Below are 17,462 nucleotides of genomic sequence, written 5' to 3' on the forward strand. Positions count from 1 at the left end.
CAACGAGCCCTTCACCCCTCGGAGGCCCGACTCCGAGGGGTGAAGCTCGTCGGGGGTGAAGCTCGTCCCGGACTCAGCGGACGATCTGCCAGATGCCGTTCTGCCAGCGCAATACGAACTTGCTCTGTATCGACGCAACCGACAGATCGCCCATTTCCCATTTGAGGCCGGAGAACGGGATCGTGGCCTCGTTGCCCGCAAGTTTGCCACCCGAAACGGAGATGGTGCGCAGCGCGTCCCGTTCCTGAGGCTTCAACCAATGCGGGCCGTACCGTACGCCATTGCGGCAGTCGCCGCGCAGTGCGTCGCCTTTCTCGAATGAGCTGCCGGCGACGACATAACGGCACACCGCCATGTCACCGGCCCCCTGTCCTCGCAGGAACGCCTGCAATGCGGCCCGTGCGCCGGCCAGGGTCCGTTCGGTGCCCGGCATCGGCTTGACGGCCGCGGGGGACGTCGAAGTCTTGGACGAGGGGACGGTGAAGACCTTGGCGTCTCCCGTCTCATCCGCCGCGCCGCAGGCCGCCGAGGCGAACAGCCCGGCGAACAACAGGGCGCCCAATTGAACCGCTGACCGATTAGCCATAGCACGCCTTTCTGAGCTGGCACGAGCCGGTGGGCACATTCGGTAGGACCGGCCCCTCAGGACGGGGGCGATTAATGATCCTATCGACGTGACAGTCGCATTGACAGAGGCAGAAGAGGAATTTCCGATTACTTTCTGTGAGGGGAGTCCGGCGGGTCGGTTAATGGGGGTCGGCAGCACCTGTTGGGGTCTGTCCGGCATACAGTCGAGGCCCTAGGGCCCTATCCGAAAGAACTGCTTATCAAGAATATTGCGCCGCATTGGCCGGGTATTTCATGTCACCGGGCAGCCGCTGCGCGATCCGTGTGCACCTGAGCCGGCTGATCGTTCGCGGATGAACGATGTTCGCGTTGCTGGAGTCCGGAAGGGCGAATGAGTAGTTTGATTTCCAGGGGGCGGTTCGGTGTTGAACGGAGTTGGCAGATTCGGCGTGGTCGGAGCGTGCGTGCTGGCCGTGGGAACGGCCGCCGTGCAGGATGCCGACGTGCCGAAGCCCCGGAACCTGAAGGTCACGACACCGCCGGAGACAGGGCCGGTGCCGAGCGCGGCCGGGCATTACGGGTGGGGCGAGCCCGTCGCGGCGGACGAGTTCAGCGGGGAGACGCTCGACCCCGGCGGGTGGCAGATCTATGACGGGCCCGGGCACGCCGGGCAGGGGCGCCGCAGTCCCACGGCGGTGTCCGTGCGGAACGGGGTGCTGACCATCACCGGCACGAAGGACGGCACGACCGGTGGGGTCGCCTGGCGGAAAGGCTCGCAAAAGTTCGGGCGCTGGGAGGCCAGGGTCAGGTCGTCGCAGGGTTGTGCCTGCTATCACCCCGTCCTGCTGTTGTGGCCGGACGGCGGTGGCGGTGGAGTGGCGCCCGAGGGCGGCGGCGGCGAGGTCGACTACATGGAGACCTTCGACGACGGGCGGCGGCAGAGCACGGGGTTCTACCTGCACTACGGGCCCGAGAACGGAGCACGGAAGATCGGCGCCCGGGTGCGCGCCGACCTGACCCGCTGGCACACGTTCGCCGTCGAATGGACCCCCCGGAGCATGAGCGGGTTCATCGACGGGCGGCGGTGGTTCTTCACGGCGAAACGCGAGGCGTTGCCGCCGGGGCCGATGGGGCAGACGATCCAGCTCGACTGGTTCCCCCAGGACACCCGGCGGACCGCCGACGGCATCGACCGGCTCGCGCCGGCGGCGCTCGAGGTCGACTGGATCCGCATGTACCGGTTGTCAGCTCAGCCTGTGCCGTCCACGCCGGCTGTTGATCCGTCCGCGCCGCCGGCTGTTGAGCCGTCTGCGCCGGTCGCTGATCCGTCTGCGCCGCCGTCTGCGCCGGTTGCCAATCCGCCTGCGTCGCCGTCGCCGTCGCACTCTGTGCCGCCGTCGCACTCTGTGCCGCTGTCGCCGTCTGTGCCGCCGCTGCCGTCTGCTTCGCCGTCTGTGCCGGTTGCCGATCCGTCTGCGCCAGCTGCTTGATCCGTCTGTGCAGCGTGTCGTGAAACACCGCAGGCAACCGGAATTGGATCTATCGCGACCCGCCGCGCGGGCCCTTGTGCATGATCCACCGATCCACTACTCATGTGGACCGGCCGTCGTCTGATCTCCCCGTCGCGGGCACCCGGCCCGGTACAGCGGCGGCCTGGAAGGTAGGCGCATGGACCCGCAGCGGATCAAGGAGAACTTCGCGCTCGTCGGCAAGAACGGCGAAGACGTCGCCGCGTACTTCTACGCGGACCTCTTCGAGCGTGAGCCCACGCTACGGCCGATGTTCCCCGCCGCGATGGCCAAGCAGCACGAAAAGCTCCTCGGGGCGCTCTCGCACATCGTCTCGCTCGTCGACGACGCGCCGGCCCTGGTGCCGTTCGTCCAGGACCTCGGCCGCCGCCACGCGGGTTTCGGCGTCGTCACCGACCACTACCCGGTCGTCGGCGCCAGCCTGCTCGCCACGCTGGCCCACTTCAGCGGCACGTCCTGGAACGACGATCTGGAGCAGGACTGGGCCGCCGCATACGGCCTGGTTGCCCAAGTAATGAACGAGGCCGCCGTCGAGGGTCAGGGCGCGGACCAGCCGGCCTGATCACACCCGGCGCCGTTACCGCCGCCGGTGTGATTTTTCTGTCGTACGCCCGGTCCGCCGCCGCTCTTACGAGTGACGGCGGGCGCGTTGGCGTGCACAGATGTGGTGTTCATGTGTTCTCTGTGACTGCCGTGACACGAGCCGCATTTGCGTCAAAAGTCCATATATGTACGCATCGCTCGGTAAGGTCCCCTCTTGATCATGGCCGCAACCAGGAGACGCAGGCGTGGACGCTCAGCGGTTGAAGGACAACTTCGCGCAGGTCGCGCAGCAGGGTGATGCGGTCGCTCTGTTCTTTTATTCGGATCTGTTCGTACGCAATCCGCACCTCAGGGACATGTTCCCGGTGGGAATGAGCGGCCAGCGGGACAAATTGCTGCGCGCGCTCGGGAGGATCGTCTCGCAGGTCGACGACCTGCCCCAGCTGGTGCCGTTCCTGCAGCAACTGGGCCGTGACCACCGCAAGTTCGGGATCGTCGCGGAGCATTATCCGCATGTCGGGGCCAGCCTCGTCCGCACCCTCAAGTATTTCTCCGGAGCCGACTGGACGCCGGAGCTGGAGCAGGACTGGGGCGCCGCGTACGGCCTGCTCGCCCAGGTCATGCAGGAAGCCGCCGACGAGGACTCCCTGAACAGCCCGCCCTGGTGGGAGGGCCGCGTGGTCGCCGTGGAACGGCGCCGGTTCGACCTGGCCGTCATCCGGGTGGAGCCCGACCGGCCCCTGTCCTACCTGCCCGGCCAGTCGGTCGCCGTCGAACTCCCGGCGCGGCTGCGCCAGTGGCGGTTCTACTCGATGGCCAACGCGCCCCGGCCTGACAACACCGTCGACTTCCATGTGCGGCTCGTCGACGGCGGCGCGGTCAGCCCCGTGCTGGTGCGGGCCCTGCAACCCGGCGACCGGCTCCGGATGGGCGCGCCGATCGGCACGCTCGTACTGGACGAGTCGTCGCATCGTGAGGTTCTGCTCGTCGCCGGAAGCACGGGACTCGCCCCGCTCAAGGCGATCTTGGAGCAGCTCGCGCAACGTTCCGTACCGCCGCCCGTGCAGCTCTTCTTCGGGGCCCGCTCCCGGGACGCCCTCTACGACCTCGAAGATCTGCGCAAGCTGGCCGCGGAGCTGTCGTGGCTGACCGTGGTCCCGGCGGTCTCGGACGAGGCGCCGCCGACGGCCGGCTCGGTGTTCGCCATGGACGTCCGGCCCGGGCCCACCGGCTCGCTCGTCCAGGTGCCGCGTTCCGGACCGCGCTCGGAGGACGCCGACATCGAGTACGGCGCGCTCCCGGACGTGCTCGCCCGGCGCGGCTCGTGGGCCCAGCACGACGCCTACGTCTGCGGGCCCGCCGCGATGGTCGTGAGCACGGTGGAACGGCTGGCGCACCTGGGCATGGATCCCGCCCGCGTCCGCCATGAGACCTTCGTCGACTCCGAGAGGTGAACCGTTGAACTCTCCGAACTATCCGGACCCGTTCGGCGACCCACCGGGTTATCCGGGCTTCGACTCCGCTCCGCCGGAACCCGGACCGCCCGTGCCGGCCTGGTCTGGCCAGTCCCAGCCGCCGGGGCACACGCCCGGCGAGGTGCTGGGCCAGGAACCGTCCTATCCGGTCGTCCCGGCAGCGCAGAATCTCCCCGCGCCCGGGAGCCCGGGCGGCTTCGGGATGATCGGCCGTGACCGGCTGACGCCGAGCGAGGTGCGCGCGACCACGTTCGCGCGCGCGTCCCTCGGGCGCCGTGGCCTGGACGAGGATCACGTACGGGCGTTCCTTGACCGTGTTGAGCACGAACTGGCCCAGCTCGGCAACGAGAAGGCGGCCCTGGCCGACGAGATCGCCCAGCTGCGGGACCGGCTGGACTCCGCCGGCTCGGACGGGCGTGGCGGGATGGCGCACGAAGAGGCGCACTTCCAGGCCGTGCGGATCCTGTCGCACGCGCAGCAGACCGCGGATCTCTATGTGGCGGACGCCGAGCGGTACACCCGGGAACTGGCCCACGAGGCCCGCCTGCACCGCGAATCGATCTTGTCCGACGCGCGGGGACGTGCCGAGCTGATGCTGGAGGAGGCGCACCAGCGCGCCGCCGAGGTCGCCGAGAAGGCGGCCCGTTCCACGCCGGTCCCGGTCCCCTCCACCGCGGTCGAGCCCGCACTGCCGACGGACGAGCGCCAGGCCATGGAACGCGAGATCGCCTACCTGCGGACCTACAGCGACGTGTACCGCACCCATCTGCGTTCCTATTTGGAGGCCCTGCTCAAGAACGTGGACGAATGGGAGACGTCTGAGCGGTCCGCCCTGACCAACGATCAGTAAGGCGAACTCGCCGTCGCGTTCGGCGCATGGGCGCTGGTCTGGAAAACTGGGGTCGCTATGGAATATCTGATCCTCATCGCCGGGCTGGCCGCCCTCGCCCTCATCGTGGGCGGAGTCATGTTCTTGCGGCCTGGCCGCCGCAAGCCCGTTGAACCCGCGGAGCGCCCCGCCGACGTCGTGCCGGGTGGCACGACCGTCGTCGATGAGGCAGAGGCCGCCGCGCCGCCCGTCGAACGTGCCCCACCGGTCGTCCCACCGGTCATCGAGATCGAGAAGCCGCCGCCGTCCGCGGGGCGCCTCGTCCGCCTCCGGGCCCGGCTGGCGCGGTCGCAGTCCACGTTCGGCAAGACCCTCCTCGGCCTGCTGTCGCGCGACACGCTCGACGACGACGCCTGGGACGAGATCGAGGACACCCTGATCGGTGCCGACATCGGCGTCACCGTGGCCCGCCAGATCACCGAGGATCTGCGCACGAAGGTGCAGGTCCTGGGCTCCCGCACCCCTGAGGAGGTGCGCGGCCTGCTCAAGGCCGAGCTGGTCAAGCAGATCGGCCCCGACCTGGACCGGTCACTGCGCACCGAGCGTCACGGCAACAAGCCCGCTGTGATGATGGTCGTCGGGGTCAACGGCACCGGCAAGACCACCACCTGCGGCAAGCTGGCCCGCGTGCTCGTCGGCGACGACCGCACGGTGCTCATGGGCGCGGCCGACACCTTCCGCGCCGCCGCCGCCGACCAGCTGGAGACCTGGGGTTCCCGCGTCGGCGCCCAGGTGGTCCGCAAGGGAGAGGGCGCCGATCCCGCCAGTGTCGCCTTCGACGCGGTCAAGCAGGGCATCGACAGCAAGGTCGACACCGTGATCGTCGACACCGCCGGCCGCCTGCACACCAAGACCGGCCTGATGGACGAGCTGGGCAAGGTCAAGCGCGTCATCGAGAAACAGAGCGCAGTAGACGAGATCCTGCTCGTCCTGGACGCCACCACCGGCCAGAACGGCATGCAGCAGGCCCGCGTCTTCGCCGAAGTGGTCAACGTCACCGGCATCGTGCTCACCAAGCTGGACGGCACCGCCAAGGGCGGCATCGTCGTCCAGGTACAGCGCGAGCTGGGCGTTCCCGTCAAGCTGGTGGGCCTGGGCGAAGGCCCTGACGACCTGGCCCCCTTCGAGCCCGAAGCCTTCGTAGACGCCATCCTTGGGTTTTGATCTGGGAAGGGCCGCGCAAGAGGGACGTCCGAACGGGCGGGATGGCGTAGACGAATCGTCGCCCTGAGGGGTCCTGCCGCCGTCGGGGCGTCGTTCCATCTCGTCACATGGGACCCACAGGCAACTTCGCTTCGGAAAATGGGAACTTTCACTATCTTGACAGTAAGTAAGTGAGGGCTTCGAAACATCATCGAAACATGCCGTGGCCGGGTTTCACACTGACGAAACACGAGAGCCCCCCAGGTGAAACGGCCAACCTCGAATCTCTGGAGCAACCCAACGTTCCGTGCCGAGGAGGGCTCTCTTCGAGATGAAAATCGATACCGGTACAACCGCCTGGATGCTGGCGGCGACCGCACTCGTGCTGCTCATGACGCCTGGCTTGGCGTTCTTCTATGGGGGCATGGCGCGGGCCAAGGGCGTCCTCAACATGATGATGATGTCCTTCGTCAGCATCGTCACCGTCAGCATCATCTGGGTGTTCTACGGCTACTCCATCGCCTTCAGCGCCAACGGCAACTCGACGCTCGACAACTTCTTCGGAGGGCTCTCCGACTGGGGTCTGAAGAGCACGACCACCTCCGTCTATGAGGGGCTGATCGTCGAGGGCCCGGCGGCGATCACCGACAACATGCCCGAGATGGTGTTCTCCGCGTTCCAGCTGACGTTCGCGATCATCACCGTCGCGCTCATCAGCGGCGCGATCGCGGACCGCGCCAAGTTCGGCGCCTGGGTCGCGTTCACCATCGCCTGGGCCACCTTGGTCTACTTCCCCGTCGCGCACTGGGTCTGGGGCGGCGGCTGGCTGTTCGACAAGGGCATCGAGGACTTCGCCGGCGGCACCGTCGTGCACGTCAACTCCGGTGCGGCGGCCCTGGCTCTCGCGCTGGTGCTCGGCAAGCGCAAGGGCTGGCCGAAGGAGCCGATGCGGCCCAACAACATGCCGTTCGTGCTGCTGGGCGCGGGCCTGCTGTGGTTCGGCTGGTTCGGCTTCAACGCGGGCTCCGAGCTCGCGGTCGACGGCACCACCGCTCTCGCGTTCATGAACACCCAGGTCGCCACGGCCGCCGCGGCGGGCGCGTGGATCCTCGTCGAGAAGCTGCGCGACGGCCACGCCACGACTCTGGGCATCGCCTCCGGCGCGGTCGCCGGTCTGGTCGCGGTCACCCCGGCCTGCGGCTTCATCGACACCTGGGTGGCCGTGCTGCTCGGCGTCGTCGCCGGTGCGATCTGCGCCTACGCGGTCGGCCTCAAGTACAAGCTCGGCTTCGACGACTCGCTCGACGTGGTCGGCGTGCACCTGGTCGGCGGCCTGGTCGGCGCCGTGTCGCTGGGCTTCATCGCCGCCTACCCGTTCCTGCCGCAGCAGCACAAGGGCCTGTTCTACGGAGGCGGCTTCGAGCAGCTGGGCTGGCAGGTCATCGCGCCCCTGGCGGTCGGTGCCTACTCGTTCGTCATGGCGTACATCATCGGCAAGATCATTGACCTGGTCATCGGCTTCCGGGTGGACGCCGAGGACGAGGTGGACGGCATCGACATCGCCACGCACGCCGAGAGTGCGTACGATCTCGGCTCGTCCGGGGGCGGCGGCTCCGCCCAGGCGGCCAAGGCCTCGGCCTCCGTGGCCGGCAACGCCACGACCAAGAAGGTGGAGGCGGAAGCGTGAAGCTGATCACAGCGGTCATCAAGCCGTTCAAGCTCGACGAGGTGAAGGCGGCCCTGGAGACCTTCGGGGTCAAGGGCCTCACCGTCAGCGAGGCGAGCGGGTACGGCCGGCAGAAGGGCCACACCGAGGTCTACCGCGGCGCCGAGTACAAGGTCGACCTGGTGCCCAAGCTCCGTGTCGAGGTCCTCGTCGACGACGAGGACGCCGAGGACATCATCGACGTCATCGTCAAGGCCGCGCAGACCGGCAAGATCGGTGACGGCAAGGTCTGGGCGGTGCCGGTCGAGACCGTCGTCCGCGTTCGCACCGGCGAGACCGGCCCGGAAGCCCTGTAGGGCGAACGAGTGGTCCTCGCTCACGGAACGGTCGGGGGACAACGCCACGAAGCCCGCGCAGCCATGGCGGCTGCGCGGGCCGTGCGCGCCGACGAACTCGACCGATGGCTCGCCGGTCTGCTGGGCCTCGGAGGCCGGCCGATCACCGCCGACCGTCGCAGGAACGGAGCGGAAGGTCCCTCGACCGCCCCTGCCACGCCCCCCGCCGCCCTCCCAGACCGGGGGACGGACGCCGTCGCGTTGATCGCGGTCGGCAGTCACGGCCGCCGTGAGCTCACGCCCGGCGGAGATCTCGACCTGGTCCTGCTGCATCGTGGGCGCCCGGACGTCGCCGAGGTGGCCGACCGTGTCTGGTACCCCATCTGGGACTCGGGGATGCGGCTCGACCACTCCGTCCGGACGGTCGATGAGGCGCGATCCGTGGCGCGCACCGACATGAAGGCCGCGCTGGGCCTGCTCTCCGCGCGCCGGATCGCCGGCGATCAAGTGCTCGTCGACGAACTGCGCGCCGCCGTTCTCGCCGATTGGCGTGCCGACGCCCGGCGGCGCCTGGCCGAGCTGGCCGAGATGTGCCGGGAACGCTGGGAGACCCAAGGCGAACTGGCGTTCCTCCTCGAACCCGACCTCAAGGAGGCCCACGGCGGCCTCCGTGACGTCCACGTCATGCAGGCCGTCGCCGCGTCCTGGGTGGCCTCGGCCCCCGACGCTCGCGTACGGGCCGCTCACGATCTCCTTTTGGACGTCCGGCACGCATTGCACGAGATCACCGGCCGGACGTCCGATCGCCTCGTTCTCCAGGAGCAGGAGGCGGTCGCCCAGGCGCTCGGCATGCTCGACGCCAACGTGCTGCTCCGTTCGATCGCCGAGGCCGCGCGCACCATCACGTACGCCGAGGATCACCTGTGGCGGCTGGTGGATCGTTTCTGTGCGCCGCGCCGCGCGTCCACCATCCGTCACCGCGCGGATGCGGCGGGCAGGCGAGGCACTGTCGAACGCAACCCCGTCGGGGACGGTGCGGTCGAACAGGAAGGCGAGGTCGTCCTCGCCCGTGGGGCCGACCTGGACGATCCCGCACTCACGCTCCGCGTCGCCGCAGCCGCGGCCCAGGCAGACCTCCCGCTCGCACCGGCGACGGTGGACCGGCTGGCAGAACGCGCGGCCCTGCCCACCACGCCATGGCCCGCCGCCGCCCGTGACGCCTTGGTGGCGCTGCTCGGGGCGGGTACGGCGGCGATCGGTGTGTGGGAGGCCCTTGACCAGGCCGGACTGATCGTACGGCTGCTGCCGGACTGGGAACGTGTCCGGAACCGCCCGCAACGCAACCCCGTCCACACGTACACCGTCGATCGCCATCTCGTGGAGGCCGCGGCCCGCGCCGCCGCCCTCACCCGCGAGGTCGCCCGGCCCGACTTGCTGCTCGTCGGCGCGCTCCTGCACGACATCGGCAAGGGCTGGCCCGGCGACCACTCGCAGAGCGGCGCGGTCGTCGCGCGTGACATGGGCACGCGGCTGGGCTTCCGGGCGGGGGACGTCCAGGTGCTGGAGACCGTCGTACGGCATCACCTCCTGCTCCCCGAGACCGCCACCCGCCGCGACATCGACGACCCCGTCACGGTGGAGACCGTGGTCAAGGCCGTGTCCGCGGTGCCCGGCCGCGAACGCGAGATCATCGAGCTCCTGGCCGCCCTGGCGATCGCCGACGGCCTGGCGACCGGACCGGCCGCCTGGGGGCCGTGGAAGGCCCGCCTGGTGGCCCAGCTGGCCCGGCGAGCCATCGCCGCGCTCGCCGGCGGCACACCGCCGCCCGCACCCGCGCTTGCACCCGAACAACTGGCCCTGGCCCGTCACGACGGCGCTGCGGTACGCGTCGCGGGCTCCCGGATCACCATCGCCGCTCCCGACCGCGTCGGTCTTCTCTGGAAGGCCGCGGGCGTGCTTGCTCTTCACCGCCTGGCCGTTCGCACCGCCCGTACGGTCAACTCCTCATCCCGTCCGAGCGAGGATGCGGCTCGTACGACGGCGGTGCTGGATTTCACGGCGGTGCCCGAATACGGAACGCCGCCGGACCCCGCGGCTCTGGAGGCCGACCTGAGGAGGATGCTCGCCGATCGCCTGAACGTCGCCGAGCGGCTGGAGAAACGGGCGCGCTCGGTGCGGACGAGGCCGGGCGTGGCCGTCCCGCCGCCGAGGGTGTCGATCGTCGACGACGCCTCCAGCACGGCGACCGTGGTGGAGGTCCGCGCCCACGACCGGCCGGGGCTCCTCTGGCGGATCGGCCAGGCCCTGGGTGATTGCGGCCTCCAGGTCCGCGCCGCGCAGGTCGACACTCTGGGAGCCGAGGCGGTGGACGTCTTCTACGTGGTCGACGCCGAAGGGCGCCCACTCACCGACGTGAGCGACTTGTCCCACGTACGAACCCAAGTCCTGGCGGCCCTGGCGTAACCTCAGCCCGCCCGCCCTGGCGTAATCCTCAGCCCGCCGCGCCTGTACACGCCGTCCGTGGTGCAGGTGGTTGGAGACGGAGGGGCAGCCACGGGGGCACGGCTACCCCTCCGCCGATCTAGGGGGTGTCAGGAGCGCACTGGGGCGCTGCCTGGCTAGGAACCATGTTGTCGGTCTCGGCCTGGCTGTCCAGGGTCGGTTTTGCGACGGTCGTCGCCGTCCTTGCCACCGCGGTTTCCCTTGTCGTCGCCGTTGCCGTTGCCGTTGTTCTGGTCCTTGTTGTTTCCGCCGCTGTTGCCCTTGGAGGGCTTGGTCTTCTGGGCTTTCTTCGCCTTGCCCTGGTTCGCGTTCTGCTTCAGGACCTTTGTGCAGTAGCCGGACACCTTGGGTGCCCCGCCAGCGGCGGAGACCAGGGGGGAGTACGCCGCCGAACGCAGCAATGCGGCACGGTGTGCGGCATTGCCGGACGCGTACGTGCGGCACAGCGCCGCCAGGCCCGATGGCTGATCTCCGCCGTTCGCCGGAGGCTGGCTGGCGTTCGGCCCGGTGGGTTGGGTGGACGGGGACTTCGAGACCGGACGGGGGGTTGGGGACACCGTGTTGACCGGATCGTTGTCCAGCGGGCCCATCGGCAGGGAGCCGGTGCCCGCGGCCAGGGCGACCCCGCCCGCCGCGGTGACCGCCAGGCTCAATGCCGCTGCCTTCGCCGTCAGGATGCGCGTCAGCGGGATCCTGCGCGCCCGCTTCACCGGCAGTTGCGTGGTGGCGAAGGCGGCGGTGAAGGCGGCGACAGCGGCGTCCTCACCGGCAAGCTCTCGCTCCTGAGCGGACGTGGTGGCGGTGGCGAGCAACCGGCCGAGCGGCTCGGCGGGGGTGCCGGGGTCGCCCGGCTCACCGCGGAGCAGGCGCTCGGCGGCGTCGCGGTCGAGTTCCCAGCGATCCGTATTCATCTCACTCCCCTCAGCGTCGCGACCTGCGTTCGTGTCACACCTGACCTCTCAGTCATTCGCCGTCGGGCCCGTGAGCAGGCCGTTCTCCCATCTGATCGGCCAGCCGGTGCAGGCCGCGGTAGGCCGCGGTCCGGACCGCCCCCGCCCGCTTGCCGAGCACCCGCCCGGCCTCCTTGGAGTCCAGCCCGACGACGACGCGGAGCAGCACCGCCTCGGCCTGGTCCCTGGGCAGGGCGCCGATCAGCGCGACGGCGCCGTCGGTGGAGATGCGTTCCAGCGCGTCCCGTTCGGTGTCGTCGCGTCCCACCAGGTCGGTCAGCTCGTCGAGCTGCACGCTGGTCTCGGGCCGCCGGTTGAGCTTGCGCAGATGATCGAGCGCGCGGTGCCGCGCCACCGTCGACGCCCAGCCGCGGAACCGGTCGTAGTCGCCGCTGAACGAACGGATGTCCCGGGCGATCTGCAACCACGCGTCCGCCGCCACGTCCTCGGCGTCCCCGCCCACCAGTGCCCGCAGATACCGGAGCAGCCTGGGCTGCAGGTCGCGATAGATCGTGCGGAACGCGTCCTCGTCCCCGGCCTGCGCGGTCTGCAGAGCAACCTCGAGGCTCTGGTCGGGAGGCTCGACCCGGGTGGTCACCCGTCCGCTCATGCGCGCCCGTGTCGGCGCGGCCACGTCTTCACCTTGGGGGTCCTTCGGGGGCTTGATCAGGACAAGGAGGGTCCGACGCGTCCTGTTGCGCAGGTCACATGGAACCCCTCACCGCTCCAGCGTACGACCCCAACTTAGCCGCCACAGGCACACCGCCAGGACCAAACCGCGTGAGACTCACACACCCGCCTCCAGGCCGAACCGTCCCTTTCGGCTCAGGACGACGGAGGCCGGCAGGGGACGCAAGGCATTGATCGGGCGGGGCGCAGTGGTTGACCCGATAGTCTGATAGGCGATCCCAGAAGCTTTCCAAGGACGGGTCCAGACACGTGTTCGAGACGCTATCCGACCGGTTGACGACGGTCTTCTCGTCGCTGCGCAGCAAGGGGCGGCTCTCCGAGGCCGACATCAACGCGACAGCCCGCGAGATCCGGGTCGCGTTGCTTGAGGCCGACGTCGCCTTGCCCGTGGTGAAGGACTTCATCGCGCAGATCAAGGAGCGGGCCGGCGGTGCGGAGGTCTCGCAGGCGCTGAACCCCGCGCAGCAGGTCGTCAAGATCGTCAACGAGGAGCTCATCAACATCCTCGGTGGCGAGACGCGGCGGATCCGGTTCGCCAAGACCCCGCCCACCGTGATCATGCTGGCGGGTCTGCAGGGTGCCGGTAAGACGACCCTGGCGGGCAAGATGGCGCGCTGGCTCAAGTCCGAGGGGCACGCGCCGCTGCTGGTGGCGGCCGACCTGCAGCGGCCCAACGCCGTTCAGCAGCTCCAGGTGGTCGGTGAGCGGGCCGGGGTGCCGGTGTTCGCGCCGGAGCCCGGCAGCGGCGTCGGCGACCCGGTGAACGTGGCGCGGCGTTCGATCGACCAGGCCAAGCAGGCCCAGCACGACATCGTCCTCATCGACACCGCCGGCCGGCTCGGTGTCGACGCCGAGATGATGCAGCAGGCCATCGACATCCGCGACGCGGTCACGCCGGACGACATCCTGTTCGTGGTCGACGCGATGGTCGGCCAGGACGCGGTCAACACGGCCCAGGCGTTCATGGAGGGCGTCGGCTTCGACGGCGTCGTCCTCACCAAGCTCGACGGCGACGCGCGCGGCGGTGCCGCGCTGTCGGTCCGGCACGTCACCGGCCGGCCGATCATGTTCGCGTCGACGGGGGAGAAGCTCGAGGACTTCTCCGTCTTCCACCCCGACCGGATGGCCGGGCGCATCCTCGACATGGGTGACATCCTCACCCTGATCGAGCAGGCCGAGCAGGCGTTCGACGCCCAGCAGGCCGAGGAGATGACCCAGAAGGTCCTGAAGGGCGAGAACTTCACCCTTGAGGACTTCCTCGAGCAGATGATGATGATCCGCAAGCTCGGGCCGATCGGCAATCTGCTGGGCATGATGCCCGGCATGGGCCAGGTCCGCGACCAGGTCAGCCAGATCGACGACAAGGACCTGGACCGGGTCGCCGCGATCATCCGTTCCATGACCCCGGGCGAACGCGCCAACCCGAAGATGATCAACGGCTCCCGGCGGGCCCGGATCGCCAAGGGCTCGGGCGTCACGGTCGGCGAGGTCAACAGCCTGGTCACCCGCTTCTTCGACGCGCAGAAGATGATGCGGCAGATGACCGCCGGCATGCCGGGAATGCCCGGCATGCCTGGCCGCCGCAAGGCCACGAAGGCTGCCAAGAACGCCAAGAACAAGAAGGGCAAGCAGCGCAGCGGCGATCCGCGCAAGCGCGCCGGCGGCGGCCAGCAGCAGGAGCCCGCCGCCGCCCAGGACGGTGCGGTGCCGGACGGCCTGCCGCCCGGTCTCGGTGGCCAGTTGCCGCCGGGTCTGGGGGGCCAGCTGCCGCCTGGATTCCAGATGCCCGACCTCGGCAAGCTGCAAGGACGCAAGAAAAAGTAAACGTCTCGCCGTGTCACCGCGCGATTGCGCTTTTTCCGCGATCGTCTGGCAGAATGGCAGGCTGGAAACCCCGGGACCGCCAGGAGCCCTCTCTCGTCCTGCGCGGACCGGAAATCCATTGAACGGCCGGTAACCGGTGTCCCCACCTGGTGAGGCCCGTTCACCCTGTAATGAAGTCTGGAGAACACCACACCCGTGGCAGTCAAGATCAAGCTCAAGCGTCTGGGGAAGATCCGGAACCCGCAGTACCGGATCGTCGTCGCCGATGCCCGCACCAAGCGTGACGGTCGGGCCATCGAGGAGATCGGCCTTTACCAGCCGAAGCAGGAGCCGTCGCTCATCGAGATCGACTCCGAGCGCGCGCAGTACTGGCTGGGCGTCGGCGCGCAGCCGACCGAGCCGGTCCTCGCCCTCCTCAAGATCACCGGCGACTGGCAGAAGTTCAAGGGCGAGCCCGGCGCCGAGGGCACGCTCCGCAAGGCCGAGCCCAAGCCGGACAAGAAGGCCGTCTTCCAGGCGGCCGTCAAGGAGGCCTTCAAGGAGGACGAGGCCGCCGCCACGGCGACCAAGTCCAAGAAGAAGGCCGAGCAGCCCAAGAAGGCCGAGCCTAAGAAGGCCAAGTCCGAGGCGAAGACCGAGGCAAAGGCTGAGGCCAAGACCGAGGCCAAGTCCGAGGCAAAGACCGAGACCCCGGCCAAGGCCGAGGACGCCGCCGAGGCCAAGGCCGCCGAGACCACCGAAGCCAAGAGCGAGGACTGACGTGCTCGAAGATGCGCTCGAGCACCTGGTGCGCGGCATCGTGGAGCACCCGGACGACGTCCGGGTGCGCGCCCGCCGCATCAGGGGAGGCCGGGTCCTGGAGGTGCGCGTGCACCCCGATGACCTCGGCAAGGTCATCGGCCGCAGCGGTCGTACCGCCAAGGCCCTCCGCACGGTCATCAGCGCCCTCTCCGGAGGCCGCTATGTGCGGGTGGACCTGCTCGACGTCAACGAGGTCCGCTGACGCTCGGAGCCCCGGCTCCCAGTGGCCCTCGCCCGCGCAAGGCCGACCGCTCCGGTCGGCCCCCGCAGGCCCAGTGACCGGCCCGACGGCCCCGCCGTCGGGCCGGTCGCCGTTTGTAAGATCGGTCGTATCCAAGGATTTCAGGTAAGTGATGGTGATGAAGGACCAGTTGGTGGTCGGCCGGATCGGGCGGCCGCATGGGATCCGTGGTGAGATCACCATTGATGTCCGTACGGACGAGCCCGACGCGCGCTTCGCGCCCGGAGCCGAAATCGCGACGGATCCGGCCGAGGCGGGCCCGCTCACGGTGGAACGGGTGCGCTGGCATTCGGGGCGGCTCCTGGTGGCGTTCGCCGGAGTGGCCGACCGCACCGCGGCCGAGGAACTGCGCGGCACCTGGCTCGTCGTCGCCCCGGACGACATCATCGACACCGGCGACCCGGACGACTTCCACGACTCCGAGCTGGTGGGCCTGTCCGCGGTGACCGTCGCGGGCGAGGAGGTCGGTACGGTGGCCGAGGTCCGTCACTTCGGGCAGGACCTGCTGGTCATCAGCCGGAGCGGTGGTGGAGAGGCCCTCGTGCCCTTCGTCGCGGCCCTCGTCCCCGAGGTGGACGTCGCCGCGGGACGGCTGGTCATCGACCCGCCGGCGGGCCTCCTGGACGAACAGTGAGACTCGACATCATCACGATCTTCCCGGAGTACTTCGCTCCGCTGGACGTCTCGCTGCTCGGCAAGGCCCGCCGGAACGGCCTGATCGAGATGACCGTCCACGACCTCCGGCTGTGGACCCACGACCGCCACCGCACCGTCGACGACACCCCGTACGGCGGCGGCCCCGGCATGGTCATGAAGCCCGAACCCTGGGGCGAAGCCCTGGACGCCATTGCCCCGCCAAACGCAACCCCAGCCCCACCAAACACAATGCCCGGCCGCTCCGACGATGCGGCCGACCCCGCCGACCCCGCCGACCCCGCCGACCCGGCCGGCGCGGCCGATGCCGCCGACCCGGCCGATGCTGCCGGCGCGGCCGATGCCGCCGACCCGGACGATGCCGCCGACCCGGACGACCCGGACGATGCGGCCGGTGGGGCGGGTCAGCGGGCGTGGGGGGCGGAGGTGATGCCGCGGCTGATCGTTCCTACTCCCAGCGGGCGGCCGTTCACTCAGGCGCTCGCGGCGGAGTACGCGGCGGAGCCGCGGCTGATCTTCGCTTGCGGGCGGTACGAGGGCATCGACTCGCGGGTCGTCGAGGAAGCGCGGGAGAGGATGCGCGTCGACGAGGTCAGCCTGGGTGACTTCGTGCTCGCGGGCGGCGAGGTGGCCGTTCTGGTCATGGTGGAGGCGATCAGCCGGCTGGTGCCGGGCGTCCTGGGCAACGTCGACTCCGTGACGGACGACTCGTTCGCGCCGGGGGCCATGGAGTCGCTGCTGGAGGGGCCCGTCTACACCAAGCCGCCGGTCTGGCGGGAACGCGCCGTTCCGGACGTGCTCCTGTCGGGGAACCACGGCGCGATCGCTCGCTGGCGGCGGGATCAGGCGTTGCGCCGGACCGTCGCCAACCGGCCCGAACTGGCCGCGAGGATGGATCCGGAAACCCTTGACAAGCATGATCGCCAGGTGCTGGAGGACGCCGGTTTTCCGGTGGACGGCGAACATATGGCACACTAGAGCGTCGCCGTAAATCTCACGCACGGCGCCCATACTTTCGAAGAAGATCCACTTCGCGCGGCTCGATGCCCCCACCACGCACCACGGGGCCTCTCGATGTCCGCGTTCGACTCATGAGGAAACGCCTGCCATGCACACCCTGATCCAGGAGATCGAGAACGCCGCGCTGCGCAGCGACCACCCGGACTTCCGTCCGGGCGACTCGGTCAAGGTCCACGCGCGCATCACCGAGGGCAAGGTCACCCGCGTGCAGATCTTCGAGGGCGTCGTGATCCGGCGCCAGGGCGGCGGCGCTCGCGAGAGCTTCACCGTCCGCAAGGTCAGCAAGGGCGGCTACGGCGTCGAGCGCACCTGGCCGCTCAACAGCCCGCACATTGAGAAGCTCGAGGTCGTCACCCGCGGTGACGTTCGCCGCGCCAAGCTCTACTACCTCCGCAACCTGCGAGGCAAGGCCGCGCGGATCAAGGAGAAGCGCGACTTCTGAGCCCGAGTGCCCGCGTCATGGCGATGCGGGGCTGCGGCCGTACGGCGCCCCGGGAACCCTCAGCGGTTGCCGGGGCGTTGCCCGTTTGCCAGCGGGCACCGGCGATCGCGAGCGGAGCGCCGTGAACGCGGAGCGCAAGGTGGTAGGGGCGGCAGGCAGTGCGAGGCGACAGGTAGTACGGGGCGACACGG

16 protein-coding genes and 1 pseudogene are annotated in these 17,462 nt (G+C 69.5%); 14 read left to right on the top strand and 3 right to left on the bottom strand.

Annotation, left to right across the window (positions count from 1 at the left end; translation table 11 throughout):
• Positions 1 to 73: 73 nt before the first annotated feature.
• Entirely contained in the window at positions 74 to 550 is a 477-nt protein-coding gene (locus tag ACH34W_RS34245; RefSeq protein WP_395965288.1) for a hypothetical protein, read from the bottom strand.
• 439 nt (positions 551 to 989) lie between these two features.
• Here ACH34W_RS34245 and ACH34W_RS34250 point away from each other — a divergent pair, with 439 nt between their 5' ends.
• The 8 genes from ACH34W_RS34250 (at position 990) to ACH34W_RS34285 (ending at position 10,610) form a co-directional block, all read left to right on the top strand.
• Positions 990 to 2,057, top strand: a complete 1,068-nt coding sequence (locus tag ACH34W_RS34250) for a glycoside hydrolase family 16 protein (protein ID WP_395965289.1) — start codon at positions 990 to 992, stop codon at positions 2,055 to 2,057.
• Between the two features lie 178 nt (positions 2,058 to 2,235).
• Complete coding sequence (locus ACH34W_RS34255; RefSeq protein WP_395965290.1) at positions 2,236 to 2,658, top strand: globin domain-containing protein; 423 nt, start codon at positions 2,236 to 2,238, stop codon at positions 2,656 to 2,658.
• Positions 2,659 to 2,884: 226 nt separating this feature from the next.
• A complete protein-coding gene (locus tag ACH34W_RS34260) occupies positions 2,885 to 4,093 on the top strand; it encodes a globin domain-containing protein (protein ID WP_395965291.1) in 1,209 nt (402 codons plus the stop codon).
• A gap of 4 nt (positions 4,094 to 4,097) precedes the next feature.
• Entirely contained in the window at positions 4,098 to 4,964 is an 867-nt protein-coding gene (locus ACH34W_RS34265) for a DivIVA domain-containing protein (RefSeq protein WP_395965292.1), read from the top strand.
• Positions 4,965 to 5,021: 57 nt separating this feature from the next.
• Positions 5,022 to 6,167 carry a signal recognition particle-docking protein FtsY gene (ftsY, locus tag ACH34W_RS34270; protein ID WP_395965293.1) on the top strand — a complete coding sequence of 382 codons (1,146 nt, stop codon included), beginning with the start codon at positions 5,022 to 5,024 and terminating at the stop codon, positions 6,165 to 6,167.
• A gap of 310 nt (positions 6,168 to 6,477) precedes the next feature.
• Positions 6,478 to 7,833, top strand: a complete 1,356-nt coding sequence (locus tag ACH34W_RS34275) for an ammonium transporter (protein ID WP_395965294.1) — start codon at positions 6,478 to 6,480, stop codon at positions 7,831 to 7,833.
• Complete coding sequence (locus ACH34W_RS34280; protein ID WP_395965295.1) at positions 7,830 to 8,168, top strand: P-II family nitrogen regulator; 339 nt, start codon at positions 7,830 to 7,832, stop codon at positions 8,166 to 8,168. Before ACH34W_RS34275 ends, ACH34W_RS34280 begins: the two co-directional genes overlap by 4 nt.
• Before the next feature lie 63 nt (positions 8,169 to 8,231).
• A complete protein-coding gene (locus ACH34W_RS34285; RefSeq protein WP_395965296.1) occupies positions 8,232 to 10,610 on the top strand; it encodes a [protein-PII] uridylyltransferase in 2,379 nt (792 codons plus the stop codon).
• 155 nt (positions 10,611 to 10,765) lie between these two features.
• Here ACH34W_RS34285 and ACH34W_RS34290 read toward each other — a convergent pair whose 3' ends face one another.
• Complete coding sequence (locus ACH34W_RS34290) at positions 10,766 to 11,560, bottom strand: hypothetical protein (protein WP_395965297.1); 795 nt, start codon at positions 11,558 to 11,560, stop codon at positions 10,766 to 10,768.
• 52 nt (positions 11,561 to 11,612) lie between these two features.
• The gene (locus ACH34W_RS34295; RefSeq protein WP_395965298.1) at positions 11,613 to 12,233 is read right to left on the bottom strand and encodes an RNA polymerase sigma factor; all 621 of its coding nucleotides are present in this window, start codon (positions 12,231 to 12,233) and stop codon (positions 11,613 to 11,615) included.
• A gap of 305 nt (positions 12,234 to 12,538) precedes the next feature.
• Between ACH34W_RS34295 and ffh the strand changes: the two genes are divergently transcribed.
• The 6 genes and pseudogenes from ffh (at position 12,539) to rplS (ending at position 17,271) form a co-directional block, all read left to right on the top strand.
• Positions 12,539 to 14,113: a signal recognition particle protein gene (ffh, locus tag ACH34W_RS34300; RefSeq protein ID WP_395965299.1), complete on the top strand. Its 1,575-nt coding sequence runs from the start codon at positions 12,539 to 12,541 to the stop codon at positions 14,111 to 14,113.
• 195 nt (positions 14,114 to 14,308) lie between these two features.
• Positions 14,309 to 14,761, top strand: a pseudogene (gene rpsP / locus ACH34W_RS34305) (30S ribosomal protein S16); the annotation flags it as partial.
• 112 nt (positions 14,762 to 14,873) lie between these two features.
• Positions 14,874 to 15,116: an RNA-binding protein gene (locus ACH34W_RS34310; RefSeq protein ID WP_395965300.1), complete on the top strand. Its 243-nt coding sequence runs from the start codon at positions 14,874 to 14,876 to the stop codon at positions 15,114 to 15,116.
• Between the two features lie 157 nt (positions 15,117 to 15,273).
• On the top strand, positions 15,274 to 15,789 hold the full coding sequence (gene rimM, locus ACH34W_RS34315) for a ribosome maturation factor RimM (RefSeq protein WP_395965473.1): 516 nt from the start codon (positions 15,274 to 15,276) through the stop codon (positions 15,787 to 15,789).
• Positions 15,786 to 16,787, top strand: coding sequence for a tRNA (guanosine(37)-N1)-methyltransferase TrmD (trmD, locus tag ACH34W_RS34320; protein WP_395965301.1), 1,002 nt, complete (start codon positions 15,786 to 15,788; stop codon positions 16,785 to 16,787). Before rimM ends, trmD begins: the two co-directional genes overlap by 4 nt.
• Before the next feature lie 130 nt (positions 16,788 to 16,917).
• Positions 16,918 to 17,271 (top strand): 50S ribosomal protein L19, encoded by a 354-nt coding sequence (gene rplS, locus ACH34W_RS34325; protein ID WP_151568085.1) that lies wholly within the window; start codon positions 16,918 to 16,920, stop codon positions 17,269 to 17,271.
• Positions 17,272 to 17,462 lie beyond the last annotated feature (191 nt).

Origin of the sequence: Actinomadura sp. 6N118 (genome assembly GCF_044326415.1) — a bacterium.
Lineage (GTDB): Bacteria > Actinomycetota > Actinomycetes > Streptosporangiales > Streptosporangiaceae > Spirillospora.

Bases quoted from the DNA above. Each gene is read 5' to 3' on its own strand.
- ftsY (WP_395965293.1), top strand. From the start codon at position 5,022: ATGGAATATCTGATCCTCATCGCCGGGCTGGCCGCCCTCGCCCTCATC.
- ACH34W_RS34275 (WP_395965294.1), top strand. From the start codon at position 6,478: ATGAAAATCGATACCGGTACAACCGCCTGGATGCTGGCGGCGACCGCA.
- rimM (WP_395965473.1), top strand. From the start codon at position 15,274: ATGAAGGACCAGTTGGTGGTCGGCCGGATCGGGCGGCCGCATGGGATC.
- rplS (WP_151568085.1), top strand. From the start codon at position 16,918: ATGCACACCCTGATCCAGGAGATCGAGAACGCCGCGCTGCGCAGCGAC.
- ACH34W_RS34255 (WP_395965290.1), top strand. From the start codon at position 2,236: ATGGACCCGCAGCGGATCAAGGAGAACTTCGCGCTCGTCGGCAAGAAC.
- ACH34W_RS34285 (WP_395965296.1), top strand. From the start codon at position 8,232: ATGGCGGCTGCGCGGGCCGTGCGCGCCGACGAACTCGACCGATGGCTC.
- ACH34W_RS34290 (WP_395965297.1), bottom strand. From the start codon at position 11,560: ATGAATACGGATCGCTGGGAACTCGACCGCGACGCCGCCGAGCGCCTG.